At 48.6% G+C, this 20,494-nt stretch carries 13 protein-coding genes and 1 tRNA gene; 7 read left to right on the top strand and 7 right to left on the bottom strand.

Annotation, left to right across the window (positions count from 1 at the left end; all coding sequences use genetic code 11):
- Position 1: 1 nt before the first annotated feature.
- A complete protein-coding gene (locus tag METBU_RS0101390) occupies positions 2-2,446 on the bottom strand; it encodes a spermine/spermidine synthase domain-containing protein (RefSeq protein ID WP_017838919.1) in 2,445 nt (814 codons plus the stop codon).
- A 3-nt stretch (positions 2,447-2,449) separates the two neighbouring features.
- Positions 2,450-3,187, bottom strand: coding sequence for a protein-L-isoaspartate(D-aspartate) O-methyltransferase (locus METBU_RS0101385; protein ID WP_017838918.1), 738 nt, complete (start codon positions 3,185-3,187; stop codon positions 2,450-2,452).
- A 652-nt stretch (positions 3,188-3,839) separates the two neighbouring features.
- Between METBU_RS0101385 and METBU_RS0101380 the strand changes: the two genes are divergently transcribed.
- The 3 genes from METBU_RS0101380 to METBU_RS28540 all read left to right on the top strand — a co-directional run bounded on the left by METBU_RS0101380 (position 3,840) and on the right by METBU_RS28540 (position 6,817).
- Positions 3,840-5,051, top strand: coding sequence for an alpha/beta fold hydrolase (locus tag METBU_RS0101380; protein ID WP_017838917.1), 1,212 nt, complete (start codon positions 3,840-3,842; stop codon positions 5,049-5,051).
- Positions 5,003-6,553 (top strand): flagellar hook-length control protein FliK, encoded by a 1,551-nt coding sequence (gene fliK, locus METBU_RS0101375; RefSeq protein ID WP_017838916.1) that lies wholly within the window; start codon positions 5,003-5,005, stop codon positions 6,551-6,553. The genes METBU_RS0101380 and fliK overlap by 49 nt, the downstream gene beginning before the upstream one ends.
- Before the next feature lie 114 nt (positions 6,554-6,667).
- Positions 6,668-6,817 carry a hypothetical protein gene (locus tag METBU_RS28540; RefSeq protein ID WP_208976554.1) on the top strand — a complete coding sequence of 50 codons (150 nt, stop codon included), beginning with the start codon at positions 6,668-6,670 and terminating at the stop codon, positions 6,815-6,817.
- Between the two features lie 228 nt (positions 6,818-7,045).
- Here METBU_RS28540 and wecB read toward each other — a convergent pair whose 3' ends face one another.
- The gene (wecB, locus tag METBU_RS0101370) at positions 7,046-8,185 is read right to left on the bottom strand and encodes a non-hydrolyzing UDP-N-acetylglucosamine 2-epimerase (RefSeq protein WP_017838915.1); all 1,140 of its coding nucleotides are present in this window, start codon (positions 8,183-8,185) and stop codon (positions 7,046-7,048) included.
- 54 nt (positions 8,186-8,239) lie between these two features.
- The gene (locus METBU_RS0101365; protein ID WP_017838914.1) at positions 8,240-11,716 is read right to left on the bottom strand and encodes an SbcC/MukB-like Walker B domain-containing protein; all 3,477 of its coding nucleotides are present in this window, start codon (positions 11,714-11,716) and stop codon (positions 8,240-8,242) included.
- Between the two features lie 669 nt (positions 11,717-12,385).
- Between METBU_RS0101365 and METBU_RS0101360 the strand changes: the two genes are divergently transcribed.
- Positions 12,386-14,524: an AMP-binding protein gene (locus METBU_RS0101360; RefSeq protein WP_017838913.1), complete on the top strand. Its 2,139-nt coding sequence runs from the start codon at positions 12,386-12,388 to the stop codon at positions 14,522-14,524.
- A gap of 200 nt (positions 14,525-14,724) precedes the next feature.
- Here the strand turns inward: METBU_RS0101360 and METBU_RS0101355 are convergent, their stop codons facing one another.
- Positions 14,725-15,315: a TetR/AcrR family transcriptional regulator gene (locus tag METBU_RS0101355; RefSeq protein ID WP_017838912.1), complete on the bottom strand. Its 591-nt coding sequence runs from the start codon at positions 15,313-15,315 to the stop codon at positions 14,725-14,727.
- A 323-nt stretch (positions 15,316-15,638) separates the two neighbouring features.
- On the bottom strand, positions 15,639-16,571 hold the full coding sequence (locus METBU_RS0101350) for a LysR family transcriptional regulator (RefSeq protein WP_017838911.1): 933 nt from the start codon (positions 16,569-16,571) through the stop codon (positions 15,639-15,641).
- A gap of 607 nt (positions 16,572-17,178) precedes the next feature.
- Between METBU_RS0101350 and METBU_RS0101340 the strand changes: the two genes are divergently transcribed.
- Both METBU_RS0101340 and METBU_RS0101335 read left to right on the top strand, forming a co-directional pair.
- Positions 17,179-17,685 carry an NUDIX hydrolase gene (locus METBU_RS0101340; protein WP_017838909.1) on the top strand — a complete coding sequence of 169 codons (507 nt, stop codon included), beginning with the start codon at positions 17,179-17,181 and terminating at the stop codon, positions 17,683-17,685.
- Between the two features lie 3 nt (positions 17,686-17,688).
- Positions 17,689-18,453 carry a Nif3-like dinuclear metal center hexameric protein gene (locus METBU_RS0101335; RefSeq protein ID WP_017838908.1) on the top strand — a complete coding sequence of 255 codons (765 nt, stop codon included), beginning with the start codon at positions 17,689-17,691 and terminating at the stop codon, positions 18,451-18,453.
- An 8-nt stretch (positions 18,454-18,461) separates the two neighbouring features.
- Here the strand turns inward: METBU_RS0101335 and METBU_RS0101330 are convergent.
- Positions 18,462-18,538 (bottom strand) — tRNA-Asp (locus tag METBU_RS0101330).
- A 558-nt stretch (positions 18,539-19,096) separates the two neighbouring features.
- Between METBU_RS0101330 and METBU_RS0101325 the strand changes: the two genes are divergently transcribed.
- Positions 19,097-19,750, top strand: coding sequence for a class I SAM-dependent methyltransferase (locus tag METBU_RS0101325; RefSeq protein WP_017838907.1), 654 nt, complete (start codon positions 19,097-19,099; stop codon positions 19,748-19,750).
- Positions 19,751-20,494: the final 744 nt, after the last annotated feature.

Here is a 20,494-nt window from a genome sequence, read left to right as displayed (position 1 = left end):
ATCAACGAACTCTGTTCTCAGCGGCAGGAAAACTGAAGGCTGCCAAGGCATAGAGCCACAATGCCGAAAACACCAAGACGGTAAAGCCGAATTCGGTCGCTATCAGCGCCGCCAATATCGCACTTATAACCGAAGCACAGCCGTTTACGCCCCAAGCCCAAGGAATCAATGCCGGAACGCTACGCCCAAGGCTAGCCATGCCCATCGGAAACGGCATGCCCATGAAAAATCCTAGCGGTGCGATCAAGGCTATCGAACCGAGTACCTTACTGAATTCGCTACGTTGCAATAAAAAGCCGGTAATATATTGAAATTCCAAGATATATACTGCGCTCAACAGAACTATCGCGGCAATCGGCATGGTAATCCATAACCGGTTGTTCTTGTCGGACAGTTTTTTGGAAAAACGGCTACCAATACCCGCACTCAACAGAAAAGTACTGACCACGACGGTAATGGCATACAGCGGATGGTGCAGAATTAGGATAAATTTTTGGATGAACGCAATTTCCACGAACAAAAAAGCCAAGCCGAGACATGAAAAATAAAAGAAGATACGCCAATGCAACGCCGAGCCGGCTTCGATACCCAGTTTTCGTTTCCAAAACCAAAGCGGCACGATGATCAACAAAAAGCTGACACCGACCGCCTGCACCAAACCGGCAATCAACAATAAATAGCCGCTTTCCAATAGGGACATGCCGCCTTGGCCCAGCAGCGACCAGATTTCAGGTAAGGTTCGCCATTTGAAAAAATGGAAAAAATACGGCCGATCGTCGGTGGCAGGTTTGATATTGAATTTGTAATCGGCGATAAACGCTTCGCGCTCCTCGCCTAGCAATGCCGTTGCCGCTTGATAATAATACGGCTCCTGTAAAATATTGAAGCGATTGACTTCAGACTGTGCAACGCCCGGATAATAATCGGTATCGAAGCCTCGTTCATCGCAAAATCGCCGTAAAGCGGCGAGCTCCGCTTCAGAAAACGCCCCGTTTTTGATCAGCATCGTCGCGGTTTGCCAACTGCGAATCAACACGATGTTTTGTTCAGGGTTCTCGCTGCCCAACGTTTTTAAGGCAGCACTGGCGGTCGCGAGTAATTTAAGCGTATCGCGCGGCGGCATCTTGACCCAGCGCGTCATGCTCACATAACCGCCCGGCGTCAAATGTTCCAAATAAGCCTTAAGCGCTTCCTCGGTATACAGATAGGTTTCCGCCAACGCGTAAAGTCCGGCAGACGAAGCGCCAAACGCGTCGAGCAGTGAAAGATTGATCAAGTCATAGCGATCACGCGAAGTCGCGACAAAACCGCGCGCTTCGGCGGTATGCAACCGGACCCGAGGATCGCTGTAAATATGGCCGGCGAAATCGGCATGCTTATCCTTGACTAAAGCGATCGTTTGAGGATTCAGCTCGACCGCATCGATAGCCGGTATCTTGTGATAAAGTGCCTGTAACACATCGCTGCCGGTTCCCGCCCCCAAAATCAACACTTTTTCTTGGGCTTGCAAATGATAAGGCAAGGCCGATGTGCTTTGATCCAAATACGCCAGATTATTCGAATTACCGTCATAACGCGAAATCGCCGACAAATTGTCGGCATCGGTGAAAACGCCCAACTGCTCGGGCGGCTCGGCGTCGGCATTCAGACTCAAGCCGGGCGCATGGCGTAGCGGCATTTGCGTGCTTTCGATGACGCTCAAGAGACCCAGCGGGCTGGAATAATTTTCGACGACTTCAGTTCCCGGAATTCTCAATTGTTGGCTCAAGCCTTTATAAGGCGAGATGCTTAGAGTCCAGTCCTGCAGGGTCAATACGAAAACCGCGGCCACGGTTGCCGCACCGACGGTGAACCTCACCCCGGCCCGCCAGCGCCGGAAGAACAAACTCTGCACTAGCAAGCTGGCGACAATGCTCAAACCGCCGATGGCCGGCAATATTTTTTCCGGGAATAAGACGAACAACAAGACAATGATGCTCAAGCTGCCGATGCCCGCTCCGCATAAATCGGCCGCATAAATCGACGAAACATCGCGGCGATAGCGGAAAAAAGACAAGCCAATCACATTCGCGGCGAAAAAAAACGGCAATGCCAGTAATAAATACAGACCGCTTAAATAGCCAAGCTGTTCTGGCGCCCATAACAGTTCGGCCGGGTTAAACGGAATTTGTTGCGCGATTAGAAAACAAGCAGGCGCGGCAATACCGAATAACAGCAGATTGATCGTGACGGCCAGCCCGTAGACACCGATCAAACGCTCCCGATTGAATGCCAAAAATACCCCACTCACGCCATAACCGAGCAAGGCCAAACTGATGATCAAATAGGCAAAATGATGCCATTGTATGATCGAAAACAAGCGCATCAACAGCACTTCATAGGCCAGCGAACCGGACGAAGTGGCAGCTATCGCCAATAACAAAGGAAAAGCCGGTCTTCTTGTCATGGCTTAACGATCTCCCGTTAAAGGCACAAATCTAACCGGCAATAACTGGCGGCTCGTAATGCGGTTTTCTTGGTCCTTGTTCACCAGCACGAGATGCTGTACAGTAAAACGGCCGCCGACCGGAATGATCATGCGCCCGCCCGGTTTCAATTGTTTGATCAGCGGCGGAGGAATATGACTGGCGGCTGCGGTCACCATGATCGCATCGAACGGCGCGGCCTCTTCCCAACCGTAATATCCGTCGCCCGCGCGCGATTGCACTTTATCGTAGCCTAGACGTTTAAGATCGCGCGCGGCCTGATCCGCCAAAGCCTCGATAATTTCTATCGTATACACGCTACCGGCCACTTCTGCCAAAACAGCCGCCTGGTAAGCCGAACCGGTACCGATTTCCAATACGCGGCTATTTTCATCAAGCTCCAGCAAATCGGTCATGATCGCCACGATATAAGGCTGAGAGATTGTTTGCCCGTGCCCGATCGGCAAGGGCCTGTTTAAATAGGCATTGGGCCGCTGCGCCTCCGGCACGAATTCATGACGGGGCACTTTACGCAATGCCTGCAAAACTTTCTCGTCTAATGCGTCTTTACCGAGAAAATAGCTCGTCGACCTGACATCCGCCTGAATCATATCGATCAATCTATTGCGTTGCCGTTCATAGGCCGTCTCGCCGGCCATTGCATAATTGGCAACACCAAACAACATGATTGCGAAAATTAATAATCGGAATTGTTTATTCATTGTTTTACCCCCTCCCCACCCATCATTTCAGTATTCGCCGAAAAGATCTAGGCTTAGTTACTGTGAAAGATCGTAAATTTGGATTCATTATCTAATTTTTCGATATGAAAAAGCTCAGCAACAAAAATGCCGGTTCCGGAGAGGGTGCGGTTGCTCGACCGACGGGCGTCGGCGGCAGGGATAGCTGCCGTCGAGCCTACAGGGACGTATTCACGGCGTCCTGTCGGGCGAGTGACCGTACCCTCCCCACCAGAGAACTTTCATTTGCCGGGGCGATGACCAGGCCTTCATGTACGTTATTGTAGAACAGTCTCGTAGTGCGGCATAAGTCATGCCGCACTCATTCATTTACGAAACTTGTCAGCGTTAAAAGTTCGGTTTATTGTGAATTGAAACCTTCGTTAATCGTAATTTGTATAAATCTTTTAATCTAGATTAGGCAGTTTAACCATGAAGCACATGAAGTTTATGAAGGATTTCAAGAAATTACCTAAACATTCTCGCTAACCTTTTTGGTGAGCGAAAGTTCGATACAAACGTATAATAAGTAATTGAATTAACTTCTTATTCTTCATGATCTTCATGGTGAATTGCTTTTTCTAGGTTTAAAAAATTATTGCTAAAATTTTAATTGAGTAGCACTGTTTACTTCATGACAAACTTATTCAAACTGATCGCTTTTTCGTGCTGTTTAGCCCTGCCGCTTATCGGGAGCGGCTGCTCGCATTCGCAAGTCGCAACGGAACCTTACCCGATTTGGGGAGAGTCGATTTTTTTGCCGGTGGAAAACGGCGAATCACGGCGTCATATGCAAATCCGGGAACTCTCGCAATCGGCCGACGACATCCAAGCTTGTATTTTGATCGTACACGGCATGAACGAACATACAGGCCGCTATGCTGAAATCGCCCGGCATTTCGCACAAAGCCACCTGGTCGCCGGCATCGATATGACCGCACATGGTTTGAGCAATCCGGTCTATTTGGACGCGCATGAAAGCCTCAAAGCCGGTGCCGATGAGTTCGACGTCGGCTCGGCGTTTTTGGAGCAAGCCCAACTTAGAAACCTCGATGCGATGCGCGCGGATCTACATTTGGCAATCCGGCACCTGAGACAACGCTGTGACAAAAGTGCGGGAGACGACAAGCCGCTGGTCATTCTATCGCATAGCCTCGGATCATTGGTCAGCGCTTCTTACTTACTCGAAGCCAAACTGCAAGATACGGTCGACGGCATCATTTTCACAGGCCCCGCGTTCGCGGTGACCGAAGTACCGGGCTGGCGCGGTTGGTTTCAGAATCCTTTGATCCGCTTTACCTACCACACCCAGGAGCATTTCCTTCATCCGCATGACGAAGCGTTCCCGCTGATGCTGTTCAATCAATTCACGGCTTTACTGACCGTCCCGTTGCAAAACAGTATCATTGAATTTTTATCATTGCCCGGCATGCGAAATATATTTTCACCCAGTAACCCGGACTGGGTCGCTGCCTATCTCAGCGATTGGGAAGTTGAACGTTTACGCCATAAACACGATCGCTACATCATGCATCGATCGATACTGCGTTATGTGCAAGGCGTGCAAAAAGAAATCATCCGATTCAGACGAAACATGGCCGATTTCGACACGCCCTATTTGTTGATTTATTCCGAATACGACCCGATTACCGCAGCGTGGGGCAACATCGACTTCGCTGCCGTGACGCTCGAAAAACATCCGCTAAATGAAGTCATGCCGCTCATCGGAAAAAGCCATCATGAACAACTGTTTTCCGAACCGAGATTGCGCCGAGAAGTCTTAGATAAAATTGATCGATGGCTCGAATCGCTGATTGCGGAACACAAACAACCGAACGAATACTAATTGAGGCCGTCGCGGTGGACATCAAATTACCGGTCAATACTCAAACGTTTACCGGATTAGCCAAGGTAAAAGATCAGCCGCTGACACCAAAAATCGGCCAAGCGCTCGATGCTGCAGTGATTCGAATCGACGACAAACAAACCGGCATCACTTTAAAAATAAACGATCATATCGTAGAGGTTCAAAGCAACCAGCCTTTACCATTGGAAAAAGGCCAACCCTTAAAACTCATCGTTACCCGACTGATACCGACGCTCGAATTTAAAATAGATTCCAATCCGTCACAGACCAAAAACGCTCCGGTTACCCTAACGGAACAAGCGACGGTTCCCGCAAACAAGTTCGATACCGCCACGCCCGACAAGACCTCGTTTATCCGCTTACCGCCACCGTCCAATGAAACGATACAGGCTAAAGTCGTATCGGTAGGCCCGGATAAAATTCAATTCTCGATTTTGCCGGATAAATCAACTGCGGGCACGTCTCGGCAAACATTCGAGTTAACGGCCGACAAAAATTCCTTTCAAAATCTGAAGCCTGGACAAAACGTTATCTTGGAGATCGCCCGACACGGACAAACCCGGGAAATTAAAATCGTACCGGCAACTCTCCGAAATATTCCGACTACCCTTGGTCACGAAATCGAAACCTTACCGATAGTGCACCGTGACATTCCGACAATTGTCCGTGACATTTTACCGAGACACGAAACGCCAACCGTACTACTCAATCAACTCATTGCCGACCTGCCGTCTCTTCATGCCAATAAAACCGTTTCCGAAACATTGAAACAGTTGGCTCAAGAAATCCTGCAAAACCTCCGAACGCCGGAACAGTTGACCGACGGTAAACAACTCAAAACGGCGGTCGAACGTTCCGGTTTGTTCCTCGAAGCCCGATTGCTCGAATTGACCAAGCAGCAACCGGAACTCCTCAAATCGGATTTCAAAGGCTTATTGCTCAAATTGATACAGATTCTCAAACCGGAAACGACACCCCTGCCGGAAAAACCGCTTAGCGTGTCGGAACTGGAACAACTCAAATATTTGCTGCAAAAAACCGAAAACAGTGTCGCCAAGTTGACTCTGGATCAACTCGCATCATTACCCAAGGACGACTCGCCGAAACAAGTCTGGCTTCTGGAAATACCGTTTCTCGGCGAAAGCAAGGCGCAATCGGTCAAAATAGAAATCGAGCGCGATAAACGTAACGGTTCCGAACAGGACGAACAAACCAAATGGTCGGTATATCTTACGATAACGCCGCCAAATTTAGGAACGCTGCACTGCAAATTGTCTTATTTGGACGACAAAATCAATGCGCATTTTTGGAGCGAACAAGAGACAATAACCGGCCTTATCAAACAAAATATCGAACATTTAAAAAAACAATTCGAAGCCGAAGGACTCAATCCCGGCTTTATCGATGCTTTGGACGGCACGCCGCCCAGAAAGGAAACAGCCCCAACGATCGAGATGGGCTTGATTAACGAAAAGGCATGACCACAAAAAAGTGGTTTGGATTAGCTAGCTATCAACCATCCTCGAAAATACATTTCATCATGAAGAATAAGAAGAATTTAATGGTTTATACCTTTCGCACTTCAAATTTCGGCAGTGCCTGAGGAGGAGCCTGGGTGTCCGGTCGATTTTCGCTCCTGCAAAATCGACATTCACGCCATCCATGGCGCTCATAAAGGCTTTGCCAGCATGGAGCTGGCATCGAGCCTACATGGACGTATTCACGGCGTCCTGTCGGGCGAGTGACCGCGCCCTCCCCACGTCTCGTACTTTCATTTGCCGGGGTGATTGCCGGGCTTTCATGAACGTTAGGTGAGGGATAGCCGAGTGTATTAAGTGACAATAAATGGTATCGAGGTCTCATTGGCTAAAATTGCAAAAGGGTAATTTTTGACTTATGTATAACGATGAACGGAGGACCGTGAGAACCAGAAATAATAGTTAACTTTCAATACCTTAGGGAGCCATCTAAGTTTAAGAGGCTTTAAGTAATGTTTGAATGATTTTTTCGCAAGCATGGCCGTCGCCGTAGGGGTTATGGGCTTTGGACATACGCGCGTAGACATCGCTGTCCAGTAGTACCTTTTCGACGCCGCTGACGATTTTTTCTTTATCGGTGCCGACCAATAACACGGTGCCGGCATCGACCGCTTCGGGTCTTTCGGTCACTTCGCGCATCACCAATACTGGCTTACCCAGCGAGGGGCCTTCTTCTTGAATGCCGCCGGAATCGGTCAGAATCAAATCGCTTTGGTTCATAATCCAGACGAACGGTTCGTAGTCAAGCGGAGCGATCAGGTACACATTATCGAGTCGGTCGAGAATTTCGTAGACGGGTTTCTGCACGTTCGGATTTAGATGAACGGGATAGATCAAGTCCCAATCCGGATGTTTTTGTGCCAGTTCTTTGATCGCATTGCAAAGGTCGATGAAGCCTTGGCCGAAATTTTCGCGTCGGTGTCCGGTAATCAGAATGAGTTTTCGGCTGGAATCGCAAATGGTCTTAAACAATGTTTTGCCGAATTTTTCCTGCCATACGCTATCCGGTTCGCCGATGACTTTGTCCCGGACGATCAATAATGCGTCGATAACGGTATTGCCGGTCACGACGATGTTTTGCTCTGTAACGCCTTCAGCGAGTAGGTTGTTTTTCGAGGATTGCGTCGGCGCGAAGTGATAATCGGTTATGCGTCCGACCAAAGTCCGATTCGCTTCTTCGGGAAACGGCGCCCTAAGGTTGCCGGTTCTCAGCCCCGCTTCGACGTGGCCCAGTTTGATGTTTTGGTAGAACGCGGCAAGTCCCGCGGCGAAACAGGTGGTGGTGTCGCCGTGTACCAGCACGATGTCCGGCTGCGCTTCGCGTAATACGTCGCGTAAGCCTAACAGCACTTTCGAGGTGATGTCGAAAAGGTCTTGATTCGGCGCCATCAGGTCCAAATCGTAATCGGGTTTAATGTCAAACAAGTTGAGCACTTGGTCGAGCATCTGCCGATGCTGGGCGGTTACGCATACGAGGGATTCAAGACCTTCGGCTTGTTGTAGAGCCAATACGACGGGCGCCATTTTAATCGCTTCCGGCCGGGTACCGAAAACGGTCAGGATCTTTTTGGTCATAAAATGTTTATGTGATGGGTTAGCGGTAATTGATTGAGAACACGCATTTTTGTTTTAAAAGGCGACTTCTTGATCGGGTACGCTTTTCAAAATACTCATGCCATTCGGTTTTTTGACCATTTGCAATTGGGCTTTGATGCGCTTTTGCACCGCTTCGACATGCGAGATCACGCCGACCTTTTTACCGTGCTTCTGCAAACTTTCCAGGGTCGAGATCACGACATACAGGGTTTCGGCATCCAAGGTACCGAAGCCTTCGTCGAGAAATAGCGAGTCGACCGAACGCCCGTTACCGGCCAGTTCGGAAAGTCCCAGCGCCAAGGCTAAGCTCACGACAAAACTTTCGCCGCCGGACAAAGATTTCGGCAGTCGTCGAATGTTGTTTTGATACGTATCTTCGATTTCGAGCGCCAAGCCATGCTCGCTCGGCATTTGCCGTAAATAATAGCGGCCGCTGATTTTTTCGAGTACTTGATTGGCCTGGGCCAATAATTTATCGGCCATTTTAATTTGTACGCGCCGACGGAATACGGCGCCGTTTTCTTCGTCGATGCGTTTGACTTCCAGCAAGCATTCGTCGACGATTTCTTGCTGTGCAGTCAGTTTAGTCGACAATACGTCGAATTGTTGCCGCATCGCCAGATTTTTGCCAAGCATCGCTTCCAAGCGGGCGGCTTCTTGTCGGCTAATGTCGATTTTTTCGTCGATACCTCGTATGCGAAGGACGATATCTTCGACGGTCTGGGTGGTCAATGCCAACGCTTGTTCGGCCGCTATTTCGGCCTGGGTATTTTCAAGCCGGGTTGCAAGATCAGCCAATTCGCTTTGCAATACCGACATGCGCTGCTCAAGTTCCGTTCCGCGCGCTATCAAATGCAGCAATTCGATGACTTCATCAACTCGCCAGGACTCGTATTTTGTGCCGACGAGCCTTTCCCGGAAAACTTCGCGCATTCGCGCCGCTTCGGCGGTCTGTTGGCCGATCAGTTTTTCCTTGTCTGCAATTAGTTTTTGTTTTTCGATCAATGCCAGATGCAAGCCGGCGGTTTCTTCTTGCTGCAGTTGCGTGCCGGCGGCGGCAATTTTTTCGGATAGTTGCGCAATTTTTCGATTGCTGACATCGATCTTTTCGGTAATCGCGGCGATTTCATCGGTCAGCCCCTTGCGGCGCAATTGATAGGTTTGATATTCCTGACGGCGTTGATTCAAGCGATCGTAAAAGGCATCTTCCTTTCCTTTGCCGGGCATTTTTTCGCCGACCAAGTCCAATTGATGCAACACCTTCGCAGTTAATTCCTGCTCGTCCTTGCGGCATTTTTCGAGGGTTTGTTCCAGTTCTTTCAGTTCTTGAGGACGGCTTTGCCACTCTTGATCGAGTTGCTTAGTATTTTCCTGTAAGCGGCCGATCATCGCTTCGTGCCGGACCATCAATTCTTTGATTTTATCGATACGCTTGGCTTGCACGCGGTATTCTTGCGCCAGCTTGGTGATGTTTTTCAATTCGATCGTTTCAGTCTTCAAAAAGCGCTTGATCGCCCGCGAATTGTTGATTTCCATATCGTCGTTGACCGCATTCAGCCGATTACACAAGGTCAACCATTGCGAGCGGAGTAACTCGATGCGTTGACGTTTGGCCTTGCTGCCTTCAAGCCGTTTCTCGGTCAATTTGGCTTCTTGTTCGATACGCTCGGACGCCGCGACCAAGGCTTGGATTTTTGCGCGCTGGTCGGCCAATGCGCGTTTGGAGTCGCCGATCTTCGGCGGCCGAATGACATACGGGTGATTCAGCGCGCCGCATAACGGACAAGGCTTGCCGTCTTCAAGATGGACTCGCTCGTCCGCCAATCTGGCAAGTATCGTCTCGTTCGCTACCGCTTTTTCGAGCGTCAGTCTGATATTGTCTTCGCGCATGATATCGTCTTTGTACTGCGCCAATTCAGCTTGTAAGTCGTCCAGCGTTTTTTCTTCCTTCGCCTTGCCGAAGCCGAAGAAACTAAAACGTCCGCCGGTTAGGCGCGCATGTTCGCGGCTTAGGTTGTAGAGAGACTGAAAGTCGGCCAAACGCTCTTTTTGATCTTTTAAAAGCTCGTCGATTTCAGCCGCATCCCTACCCAGCGCCACGCCTTCGAGTTTTTGCTCATTGATTTGCAGCTTAAGCTTAAGACGTCCGATGGTTTTTTGGGATTTCTGAATTCTAGCCTGATGACCGCTAAGCGAGGCGCCGGTCGCTTGTACCGATTTGGCGGAACGCTTATGTTGTTCGGTCAAAGACGCCAGTTCGGCTCGTAATTTTTTTAATTTTGCCGTTTCGGGAAAGTTTTCGAGCAAATTTTCATCGCGCGCGTTCAGTTCCAGCCATTCATCGACCGTAGCCAGAACACTCTGCTTTTGTTCGCGTTGGATTTCCAGTCCTCGCGTGACATCGGTTTCCAGATGCTTTTCTTGCGTGTGCTGCGAAATCCTGGCTTTTTGCGTTTCTATGGCCCGCTGCTGGTCTTCAATCGATTTAGTCGGCGCGGCACCAAGCGATTCGGGAGCTACGCCCGATAGCGCCAGTTTGTCCTGCAGTCGCTTGAGTTCGCTCCGGTAAGCATTTAAGGTTTGCTTGCCTTGTTCGATTTCTTTTTCAAGCGCCTCGAGTTCGTCCGCGGCCTCTTTAAAAAACAGGGCTTCCGGATTTTCGGCAATTCGGGTTAATTGTTGCTGGGTTTGTTCGGCTTGGGTCTGCGCTTTTTCTTGCTGTTGGGTTAACGCGATAATCCGTTTTTCCAGCGTTTCGATATTTTGCAACCAAACTTGCTGCTGCTTGAGTTCGTCGCGCTGTCCGCGAAACTCGCTTATTTGATCTTTGAAATCCGCCAAGTCGTGTTCGAAGGCCTCTTGTTTGGCCGGCTCGAGCATATCCAATGCATCGATGTCTTGTTTGAGCGAAGCCAGTAACGCTTGTTCTTCATCGGCTTTGGCGATTACTGCGTTTTTGTAATCGGCGTAGATGTCGCTACTGATGATTTTTTCGAGTATATCCAGGCGCTCGTTATCCAACGCATTCAAAAACGCTGCAAAGTCGCCTTGCGCGAGCATGATAGAGCGGGTGAAATTGCGGAAATTCATGCCGGTGATTTCTGCGATTTTTTGACATACCGCATTGGGCGTTTCGGCCAGCAATTGTTCGCGGTCGTCTTCGATTTTTATCAATAGCATTTGCGGCGATTGCAAACGGCCGTTCGGATCTTGCCGTTCGCGTTGTACTTTCCAAGTTGCGCGGTACAGGTTGTCGCCGACCGCAAAATCGACTTCGGAAAAGCTTTCCGCCGTGCGTTTGGTCATGACATGCACAGCCGGCCGATCGAAACGAAAAGTCTCCCCGTAGAGACCTAAGGTGATGGCATCGAGAATACTGGATTTACCCGACCCGTTCGGCCCTGTGATCGCGAATAAACCGGAATCGCTGAATGGCGCCTCCCTGAAATCGACCTGATTATCGCCTTCCAACGAATTGATATTTCTAAATTTTATTTTGAGTATTTTCATTAACGAAAGACTGGGACCGGCAAATGATTTTTCATCGGGCCATTATAGCGCCGTCGGTTTGATTTTTCTCATGTTTGAATCGATCGCGGAACTTAGGATACGGTAAAAAATAACTCCTCCAATGGTTCCCGGGCTCTGCACTCGCCGTTATACATAATATTGTAGGGTACGCTGCGCGTACCTCCTGCCATTAAGCGCCGAATCCCCGCACAAATCAAACCATAAGGGCTTGTGTTAATGGTGGTGAGGGTTGCCATGGTACGCACAGCGTACCCTACAGAGCTTTATTCGTCATATCGGTATGGATTGCCGATATCCTGGTTACATGGATGTGAAGCTACGCATTGCCATCCGTGGCACTGGATTCCGCCAATCCCTGGCGGAATGACGCGTTTTTTTACTTAAGGAATATGCACAAAATAACTTCTACAAGCCGTAGGGTACGCATCGCGCACCTTTCCACGGTGCCGAACCGACAAGAGCACGATCCAGGTGCGCGATGCGAACCCTACACCTGTGCTAGCCGTTATAGATAAACTGTATACTTGCGCTACAAAGTAAGTATTCAGGAAAATAATTAACTCTCGACATATTCCCGAATATTTCGAGAGGACAATATGCTATTTTTATAGTCTATTAAAAAAATAACAATGCTTGAGGAAGCGCATCATGTTGAAACCATTTTTGCATCGGCTACTGACTTTTATCTTCAAGGTCGAACTTAAAGGCCTCGATAACTATCATAAAGCCGGCCCCCGCGTAATGATCATTTCCAATCACACCTCGTTTCTCGACCCATTATTGCTCGGTGTTTTTTTACCGGACGATATTACCTTCGCGATCAATACGCAAATATCCGAGCGCTGGTGGCTAAAACCGTTCTTGAAGTTGTCGAGAGTGTTTCCGATGGACCCGACCCATCCGATGTCGCTAAAAGAGCTAATCAATCATTTAAAGAATCCCACTAAAACGGTGATTTTTCCCGAGGGCCGCATCACAGTGACCGGCTCGGTCATGAAGATATACGACGGCCCAGGCATGGTCGCCGACAAATCGCAGGCAGCCGTTTTACCGATTAGGATTAAAGGCGCCGAATACACGCATTTCTCGAAATTGCGTAACATCGTAAGACTGCGCCTTTTCCCGAAGATTACGATACAAATTCTGCCCCCCACTACGATAAAAGCACCTGACGACTTGCGGGGTCGCCATCGCCGTCAGTTTTGCGGACGAGTTCTCGCCGACATCATGGCGGAAATGATGTTCGCAACGAGCCATTATCAACAAAGTATTTTTTCCGCCTTGCTCGAAGCGCGCAGTATTCACGGCGGCAAACACACAGTCTCCGAGGACCTTGAACGCAAGCCTTTATCCTACGACCGATTGATCACGGCCACGTTGTGTCTGGGTGGAGTCTTTAAAAAAATCACCTCAACAGGGGAAAATGTCGGTGTTATGTTACCGAATTCGACTAAAACGTTATGCACGATTTTAAGTCTGCAGCTATACGGCCGCACACCGGCGATGCTAAATTTTTCGACCGGCTCGGCCGGCATGCTATCGGCCTGCTCCACTGCCAAAATCAAAACCGTGCTGACTTCCCGCCGTTTTATCGAACTGGCAAGACTGCAAGATGATGCCGATCGATTAAGCCAACAGGTCGATCTGTTTTATCTCGAAGACTTGGCTCAGCAAATCACTCCGCTAAAAAAGCTAGCCGGCTTGATTAAATGCAAAACCGCTAATATCTGGTATAAGCACACCGAGTTCAGCCATAACGATCCGGCGGTAATTTTATTTACGTCAGGCTCGGAAGGCACGCCAAAAGGCGTCGTGTTGTCGCATGCCAACATTCTAGCCAATCACAAGCAATTGGAGGCGAGGATCAATTTTAACGCGCAGGATGTCGTACTTAATTTTCTGCCGATGTTCCATTCGTTCGGCTTTACCGTCGGCACGATGCTGCCGATATTGAACGGCATGACCACGTTCTTTTATCCGTCGCCTCTGCATTATGCAATCGTCCCTGAGATGGCTTACGAAATCAATGCGACAATCATGTTCGGCACCAATACGTTTTTAGCCGCCTATGCAAAAAAAGCCCATGCTTACGATTTTTATAACATGCGCTATGTCGTGGCAGGTGCCGAAAAACTGCAGGAAAGCACGCGGCAAATTTGGTCGGAAAAGTTCGGCATTCGTATTCTCGAAGGTTACGGCGCCACAGAAACAGCCCCGGTAACTTCGGTCAATACGCCGATGGAATTCAAGGCCGGCACGGTGGGACGTTTCATGCCGAAAATGGAATACAAACTAGAGCCGGTTCCGGGTATCGAGCAAGGCGGACAACTGCATGTCAAAGGGCCTAACATCATGCAAGGTTATTTGCTGGCAAAAAACCCCGGTCAATTGGTGCCGCCGAAATCGATTTACGGCGAAGGCTGGTACGATACCGGCGATATCGTCGATGTCGACGATGAGGGTTTTATTACGATCAAAGGACGCAGTAAGCGCTTCGCCAAAATCGCCGGCGAAATGGTTTCGTTGACTGTAGTCGAACAGTTAGCGACCAAGGCTTGGCCGGATGCGCTTCATGCTGCAGTCACTCTGCCCGACGAGAAAAAAGGCGAGCAGATTATTTTGCTGACCACGCAAAAATCGGCATCGGCCCACGATTTGGAAGCGGTCGCCGAAGGCATCTCTAAAATCGTTTTACCGAAAAAGATAATGATTGTCGATAAGGTGCCGGTTTTGGCGAGCGGTAAGATCGATTATCCTGCGGCAACGGAGTTGGCTAAGGGCGGTTAGCGGTTAGCGGTTAGCGGTTAGCGGTTAGCGGTTAGCGGTTAGCGGTTAGCGGTTAGCGGTTAGCGGTTAGCGGTTAGCGGTTAGCGGTTAGCGGTTAGCGGTTAGCGGTTAGCGGAATTGTGAGGCATTTTATACGCTTGTCAAGTACTAATTTCTGCTTTCTGCTTTCTGCTTTCCGCTTTCTGCTTAACGTTCACTACTCACCGTTCCTCACCAACAAAAGCCCGAACCAGAACCCGCAATGTTTCCTCTGCTTCTTGTAAAGATTCCTTATTCGGCATGCCGTTAATCGACAACAAACAAACGCCGTGGATGCCTCCCCACAATGCATTTCCGATGCGCTGGTTTTGTTGCGGGTTATTTTCCGGATGCAGCCGAGCTATTTGCGTTGTAATAATTTCTTCCAGTCGATTCATTTTTGCCCGATACCAATCCGGAAAGTGCCCGCTCTCGACAAATCGGTTGCCGAATAACATCGACCATCGATTAAAGTTTAAACTGGCAAATTTCAAATAAGCTTTGGCTATTTCCTCCAAATCTCGAGACGTCGACCCCGTCTCGACTTTATTCAGCGCACCGGCAATCTCGTCCAAGGTTTCCGCATTGACATGAAGAACCAAATCGGCCATGTTTTCAAAAACCATATAGATACTACCGACGGTATAGCCGATGTTCTTCGCGATATTACGAACATTTAAAGCCGCCCCGCCCTGTTCGACAATAATTTTATTCGCAGCTTGCAAAACCATTGCTTTGATCTCTTCCTGGCTGTGTTCATATCGTCTTGCCATAAATGACTCTGATTTAAAAATTATAGAATCCCGATCATTCCCACACAGAGTGCTCGTCGTTAACATAAATTGTAGGGTGCGCTACGCGTACCTCCATGCCGTTAAGCACCGAACCTTACCCGGTACAAACCGTAAGGACTTGGTTTAGCATTGGTGGGGCTACCATGGTACGCACAGCGTACCCTACGGAACTCCATTGCGGGAACCAGAAGCCCCGTCATTCCGCCATGAACTGGCGGAATCCAGTGCCATGCATGGCATGCTTGAGCGCACCATTACATAATAACTTCCGCAAACGTATGTATTCCCGAGCAGGGATATTCTTACGCATCAGCCTCCCGTTTTTTTGCCCTAACCGCTCCTGCATTCATTTGCCAATCAAAATATCGAGTCAAAAAATTCACAAATGTAGTGATCTTCGCCGGAATAAATCTTCTTTGCATATAAGTGGCATAAATAGACAGCGAGGGTATCCGGTAATCTTTTAATATTTCTATTAACTTACCCTGCTCCAAGTAATTGGCAACCGAAATTTCGGGCGCCTGGGTAATACCCATACCCAATGACGCGGCCTGGCACAATGCCCTGCCGTTATTCGATGCGAAGTGCCAAGTGGTGCGTAATTTTTTTTCCTCGCCATCGACATTAAAAACCCAATAATCCTCATGAGGCGTGTCGATATAATGCAAGCAATGATGACGACTCAAGTCTTCAATGCGTCTCGGCTCGCCGTATTTGGCTATATAGCCTGGCGAAGCGAAAGTACATAATCGAGTTTCCGCAATCTTTCTGGCCACAACACCTAGATCGAGTGAGTTGGAAACCAATATCGACAAATCATAAATACCCTCGCTCAAATTAATATGCGTGTTTTGCAACGACATCATGACTTTAACATTCGGGTGTTCGCTTTGATAGGCATCGATCGCCGGTACCATATAAATTCCGCCGAAATCGATCGGTGCGGTAATTTTTAAGACACCTTTAACATTTTGCCCCAATTCAGCCATATCTTCATCCAGCTCGGCGAATTCGTCTAGTAAAGGCTTGCTTCTCGCGTAATAACTCTCACCGGCTTCGGTTAAACTAATCTTGCGGGTCGTTCTATTCAACAAAGCTACACCGAGCGACTCCTCGAGCTGCGCCATGTACTTGCTCACCATCATTGCCGATACTTTCATTTCGCGAGCAACGGCTGCAAATGTACCCAATTCGACAATTCTGCAAAACACTTTTATATTATTCAATTTATCCATATTGCCGCCACTATAAACTTATGGTTTATAGTTTATAAACTTTTTTTGCTATTTCAAATAAGATTAGTCCTGATAGACTCTTAACCGGAGATAGTTGGACCACCCGGTTTTTTGCATCGTCATTGGCCGGGAGGTTCAGTTCTATATTTTCCAACCCTTCGCGATAAAAACTAAGCCATTGCGCTTGTTTCAATCTGCTTCGTACGTCTTCTGATTCATCCCATTTCTCCCTATTTCCCTTCTAGCATACGTGTTTTTCGTAAGTTTTCAGCGGCCGTTGGCAAATTACCGCAATTCAGGCGTAATTGTCGGCCTTCCCCTTTGAAAAAGAGGGGATTGAGGGGGATTTATTTACATATACCCTTTTGCCCGTCAAAGGACGCCGTGAATACGTCCATGTAAGCTCTATGACAGCATCCATGCCGCCAAAGCCTTTGCGAACACCCCGACGCCTCCATACGCTAATGCCGAAATTTGAAGTGCGATAGGTATAATCCCCCTTAACCCCTCTTTTTCAAAGAGGGGGACTGTATACTTACTGTTTTTCTGTTGACTTATTGTCTTCGAAAAGGCTTTATACGGGCCTTTGCCAAAATCCATTTTCGCCATGCATCAAGAACTCTTATCGATCGTAGACGAAAACGATCGCGTAATCGGCAGCGCAGCTCGGAATATAATCCATCGCGACCGACTGCTTCATAGAGCTGTTCATATTTTAGTCTTTAACGATTCTAATTTATTATTTTTACAAAAACGCTCTCTAACCAAGGATATCAACCCCGGATTATGGGATAGCTCGGCTGCCGGGCACGTCGATATCGGCGAAGATTACGACGCATGCGCTGTAAGGGAAATCAATGAAGAACTCGGAGTTCAAGTGGATCGGCTAAGCCCGTTATTTAAATTATCTGCGACACCCGCCACCGGCATGGAGTTTATTCAAGTCTACCGTTGCGGACATAACGGGCCGTTTTCGCTAGCCGCCGAGGAAATCGAAGAAGGACGATGGTTTGATACGAAGGAGATCGACACTGGGGTTAACGCCGACGACCCTACGTTAACCGAGACTTTTAAAACGCTCTGGCGCCGCTATGAAATATTGAATAAGGACTAAACGATGATCAGCCGTCAACAATTAAACGATTTTTATCGTACTCTGCTAAATCCTGATGCTTATAAAGATTACGGCCCGAATGGTTTACAGATCGAAGGTACCGAAACTATCGATAAAATTGCCTTTGCCGTGTCGGCAACACGCGATTCGATTTCCCAAGCCATCGAGCAACAGGCCAACGCCTTAGTTGTTCATCACGGCCTATTTTGGGACTTTCATGGCGCACGCACGCTGACGGGTTCTTTTGCCAATCGTGTATTGCCTTTAGTTAGAAACGATATGAACCTGTTCGCCTATCATTTGCCTTTGGACGGCCATCCTGAAGTCGGTAATGCAGCGGTGTTAGGCAGACTAATCGGCTGCATGCTGCAAGAACCCTTCGGCGATTATAAGGGCTGTGCGACCGGCATCAAGGGAACTTTGGACAAGCCGCTGCCGGCGTCGCAACTACGGCAAATATTGGAATCCGTGCTGAACCATCCGGTTATTCTGGCGTCGCCCAATGAAAATCAATCGATTCATTCTATCGGCATCATTACCGGCGGCGCGAATCGCGAATGGAAGTTGGCGGCAAATGAAGGACTCGATGCCTATATAACCGGAGAAATCAGCGAGCATGACTGGCATGACAGCCAAGAACACGGCATTCATATGTTCGCAGGCGGACACCATGCAACCGAGAGATTTGGAATCAAGGAATTGATGAGAAAAACAGAACTGCATTTCGAAATAAAATGCAGTTATATCGACAGCGATAACCCTGTCTGAGGAATTGTTGGCGGAGCGGACGGGACTCGAACCCGCGACCCCCGGCGTGACAGGCCGGTATTCTAACCAACTGAACTACCGCTCCGTTGAAGAGCGCGTATTATATAGGATTTCACTGCCACGTCAAGTAAATTAACGCAGATTGTAAAAAATACCCTTTTTTCGGTCCCTCTGCCTCAGTGTGGAAATACATACCGATCTTGTTTCGGCAACCCTGGCATAGTTATCCACGGAGGACGACTTATCGCTACGCATAATTTGTACTCTGCGCGTACCCCATGCCTTTAAGCACCTCCCTACCCGGATCGAAACATAAGGGCCTGTGTTAGTATTGGCAGGGTACGCATTGCGTCACTGCCATTAAGTTAAGCCGTGATAAAAAATAAGTAATTTTTGCATTCAAGCTCTAAGGTACCTTAAAAGCTTGCCCTCCATGGCACTGGATTCCGCCAGTCCATGGCGGAATGACGGGTTTCCCTTAACTTAATGGCAGTGACGCATAGCGTACCTACGGGGCTGGCGTTTTATTACTTATGATCATCAACAATTTCCAAATTATTTTGAGCTAAATGCGGGCAACCGGAAAACATTCACTATTCACTGCTTACTGCTAACTGTTCACCGCTAACAAATACAACGTCAAATGAAACCAGCCGATCCTCTATATTGTCCGCTCTGCGCAGAATCGAAGATTGAACATTTTCATAGCGATAAACAACGCGATTACTTTCTTTGCTCGACCTGCGCGCTGGTCTTTGTTCCGCCCGCCCAGCAACTCGATTTGCAAAAACAAAAAGCGGTTTACGATTATCATCAAAACGATGTCCATGACACAGGCTATCGGAAATTTTTGTCGAGGCTTGCAATTCCGCTTTCCGCTCGTTTGTTACCGGGAGCAAGCGGGCTCGATTTCGGCTGCGGCCCCGGCCCGGCCCTTAGCTTAATGCTAAACGAACAAGGATTCCCGACGGCATTATACGATCCGATTTACGCCGATTATCCGGAGGTTTTGCAAGACCAATACGATTTCATTAGCTGCACCGAAGTAGTGGAACACTTTACCGAACCGGGCCTTGAATTCAGCCGGCTATTTTCCATGATAAAACCCAAAGGCATTCTGGCTATCATGACCAAGCGCGTAATCGACCGACAGGCATTCGCGCAATGGCATTATAAAATCGACCCGACGCACGTTTGTTTCTTTTCCGACAAGACTTTTCTCTGGCTTGCAGACCGTTACCGGTGCCGAACCGAATTTATCGACAGAGATGTCTTGATACTAAGCCGGTTGAATTGAACCCTAAGACCCGAGCATGAGATAAGTTCTTTAAATGTCGGAGGGTTCGATATAGGCACCAACTTAAGGAAAAACGCGTCATTCCGCCAGGGATTGGCGGAATCCAGTTCCATGATGGCAATGCGTAGCTTCACATCCATATAACTTGAATAGCGGCAATCCATGCCGAGAGGACGAATAATGCCGCAAATGCACCATAGAATATACCCTTTGCTGGTCAAATTTCGGCGCCGGGGTGTCCGTCAAAGGACGCCTTGAATACGTCCATGTAGGCTCTGTGACAGCATCCCTGCTGTCAAAGCCTTTGCGAGCGCCATAGATGGCGTGAATGTCGATTTTGCAGGAGCAAAAATCGACCGAACACCCCGGCACCTCCATGCGTCAATGCCGAAATTTGAAGTACGATGGGTATAAGTACTACTCCCTTTTGATTGAAAAACCGTCTAAGAATAAAAGCTATGGGATGTGTCTATCGAGAACCGCCGTGAACCCATCCATGAGCGCTTGACGGCAGCTAAGCGCCAAGGATGGTGTGAATGCAGATTTTGCATTACGCCAAGGATGGCGTGTAGTAAGGCAATGCAGGACAGAAAAATGCTCCTGCATTTTCTGCATTCATTACATCCATGTAACTCAGCAATTGCCGAGGAGCAAAAATCTGCCCCTGCTGCTGACATCCTCGTTAGCCACACCCCATACCTTCTTAAAGTTAGCTAATTTTTGAGTATAAAGGGAGTAAGCCGG

The sequence above is a fragment of the Methylotuvimicrobium buryatense 5G genome (assembly GCF_000341735.1).
Taxonomy (GTDB): Bacteria; Pseudomonadota; Gammaproteobacteria; order Methylococcales; family Methylomonadaceae; genus Methylotuvimicrobium; species Methylotuvimicrobium buryatense.
Note: the sequence above shows the minus strand (reverse complement) of the source record. Positions and strands in the feature narration are given on the sequence as shown.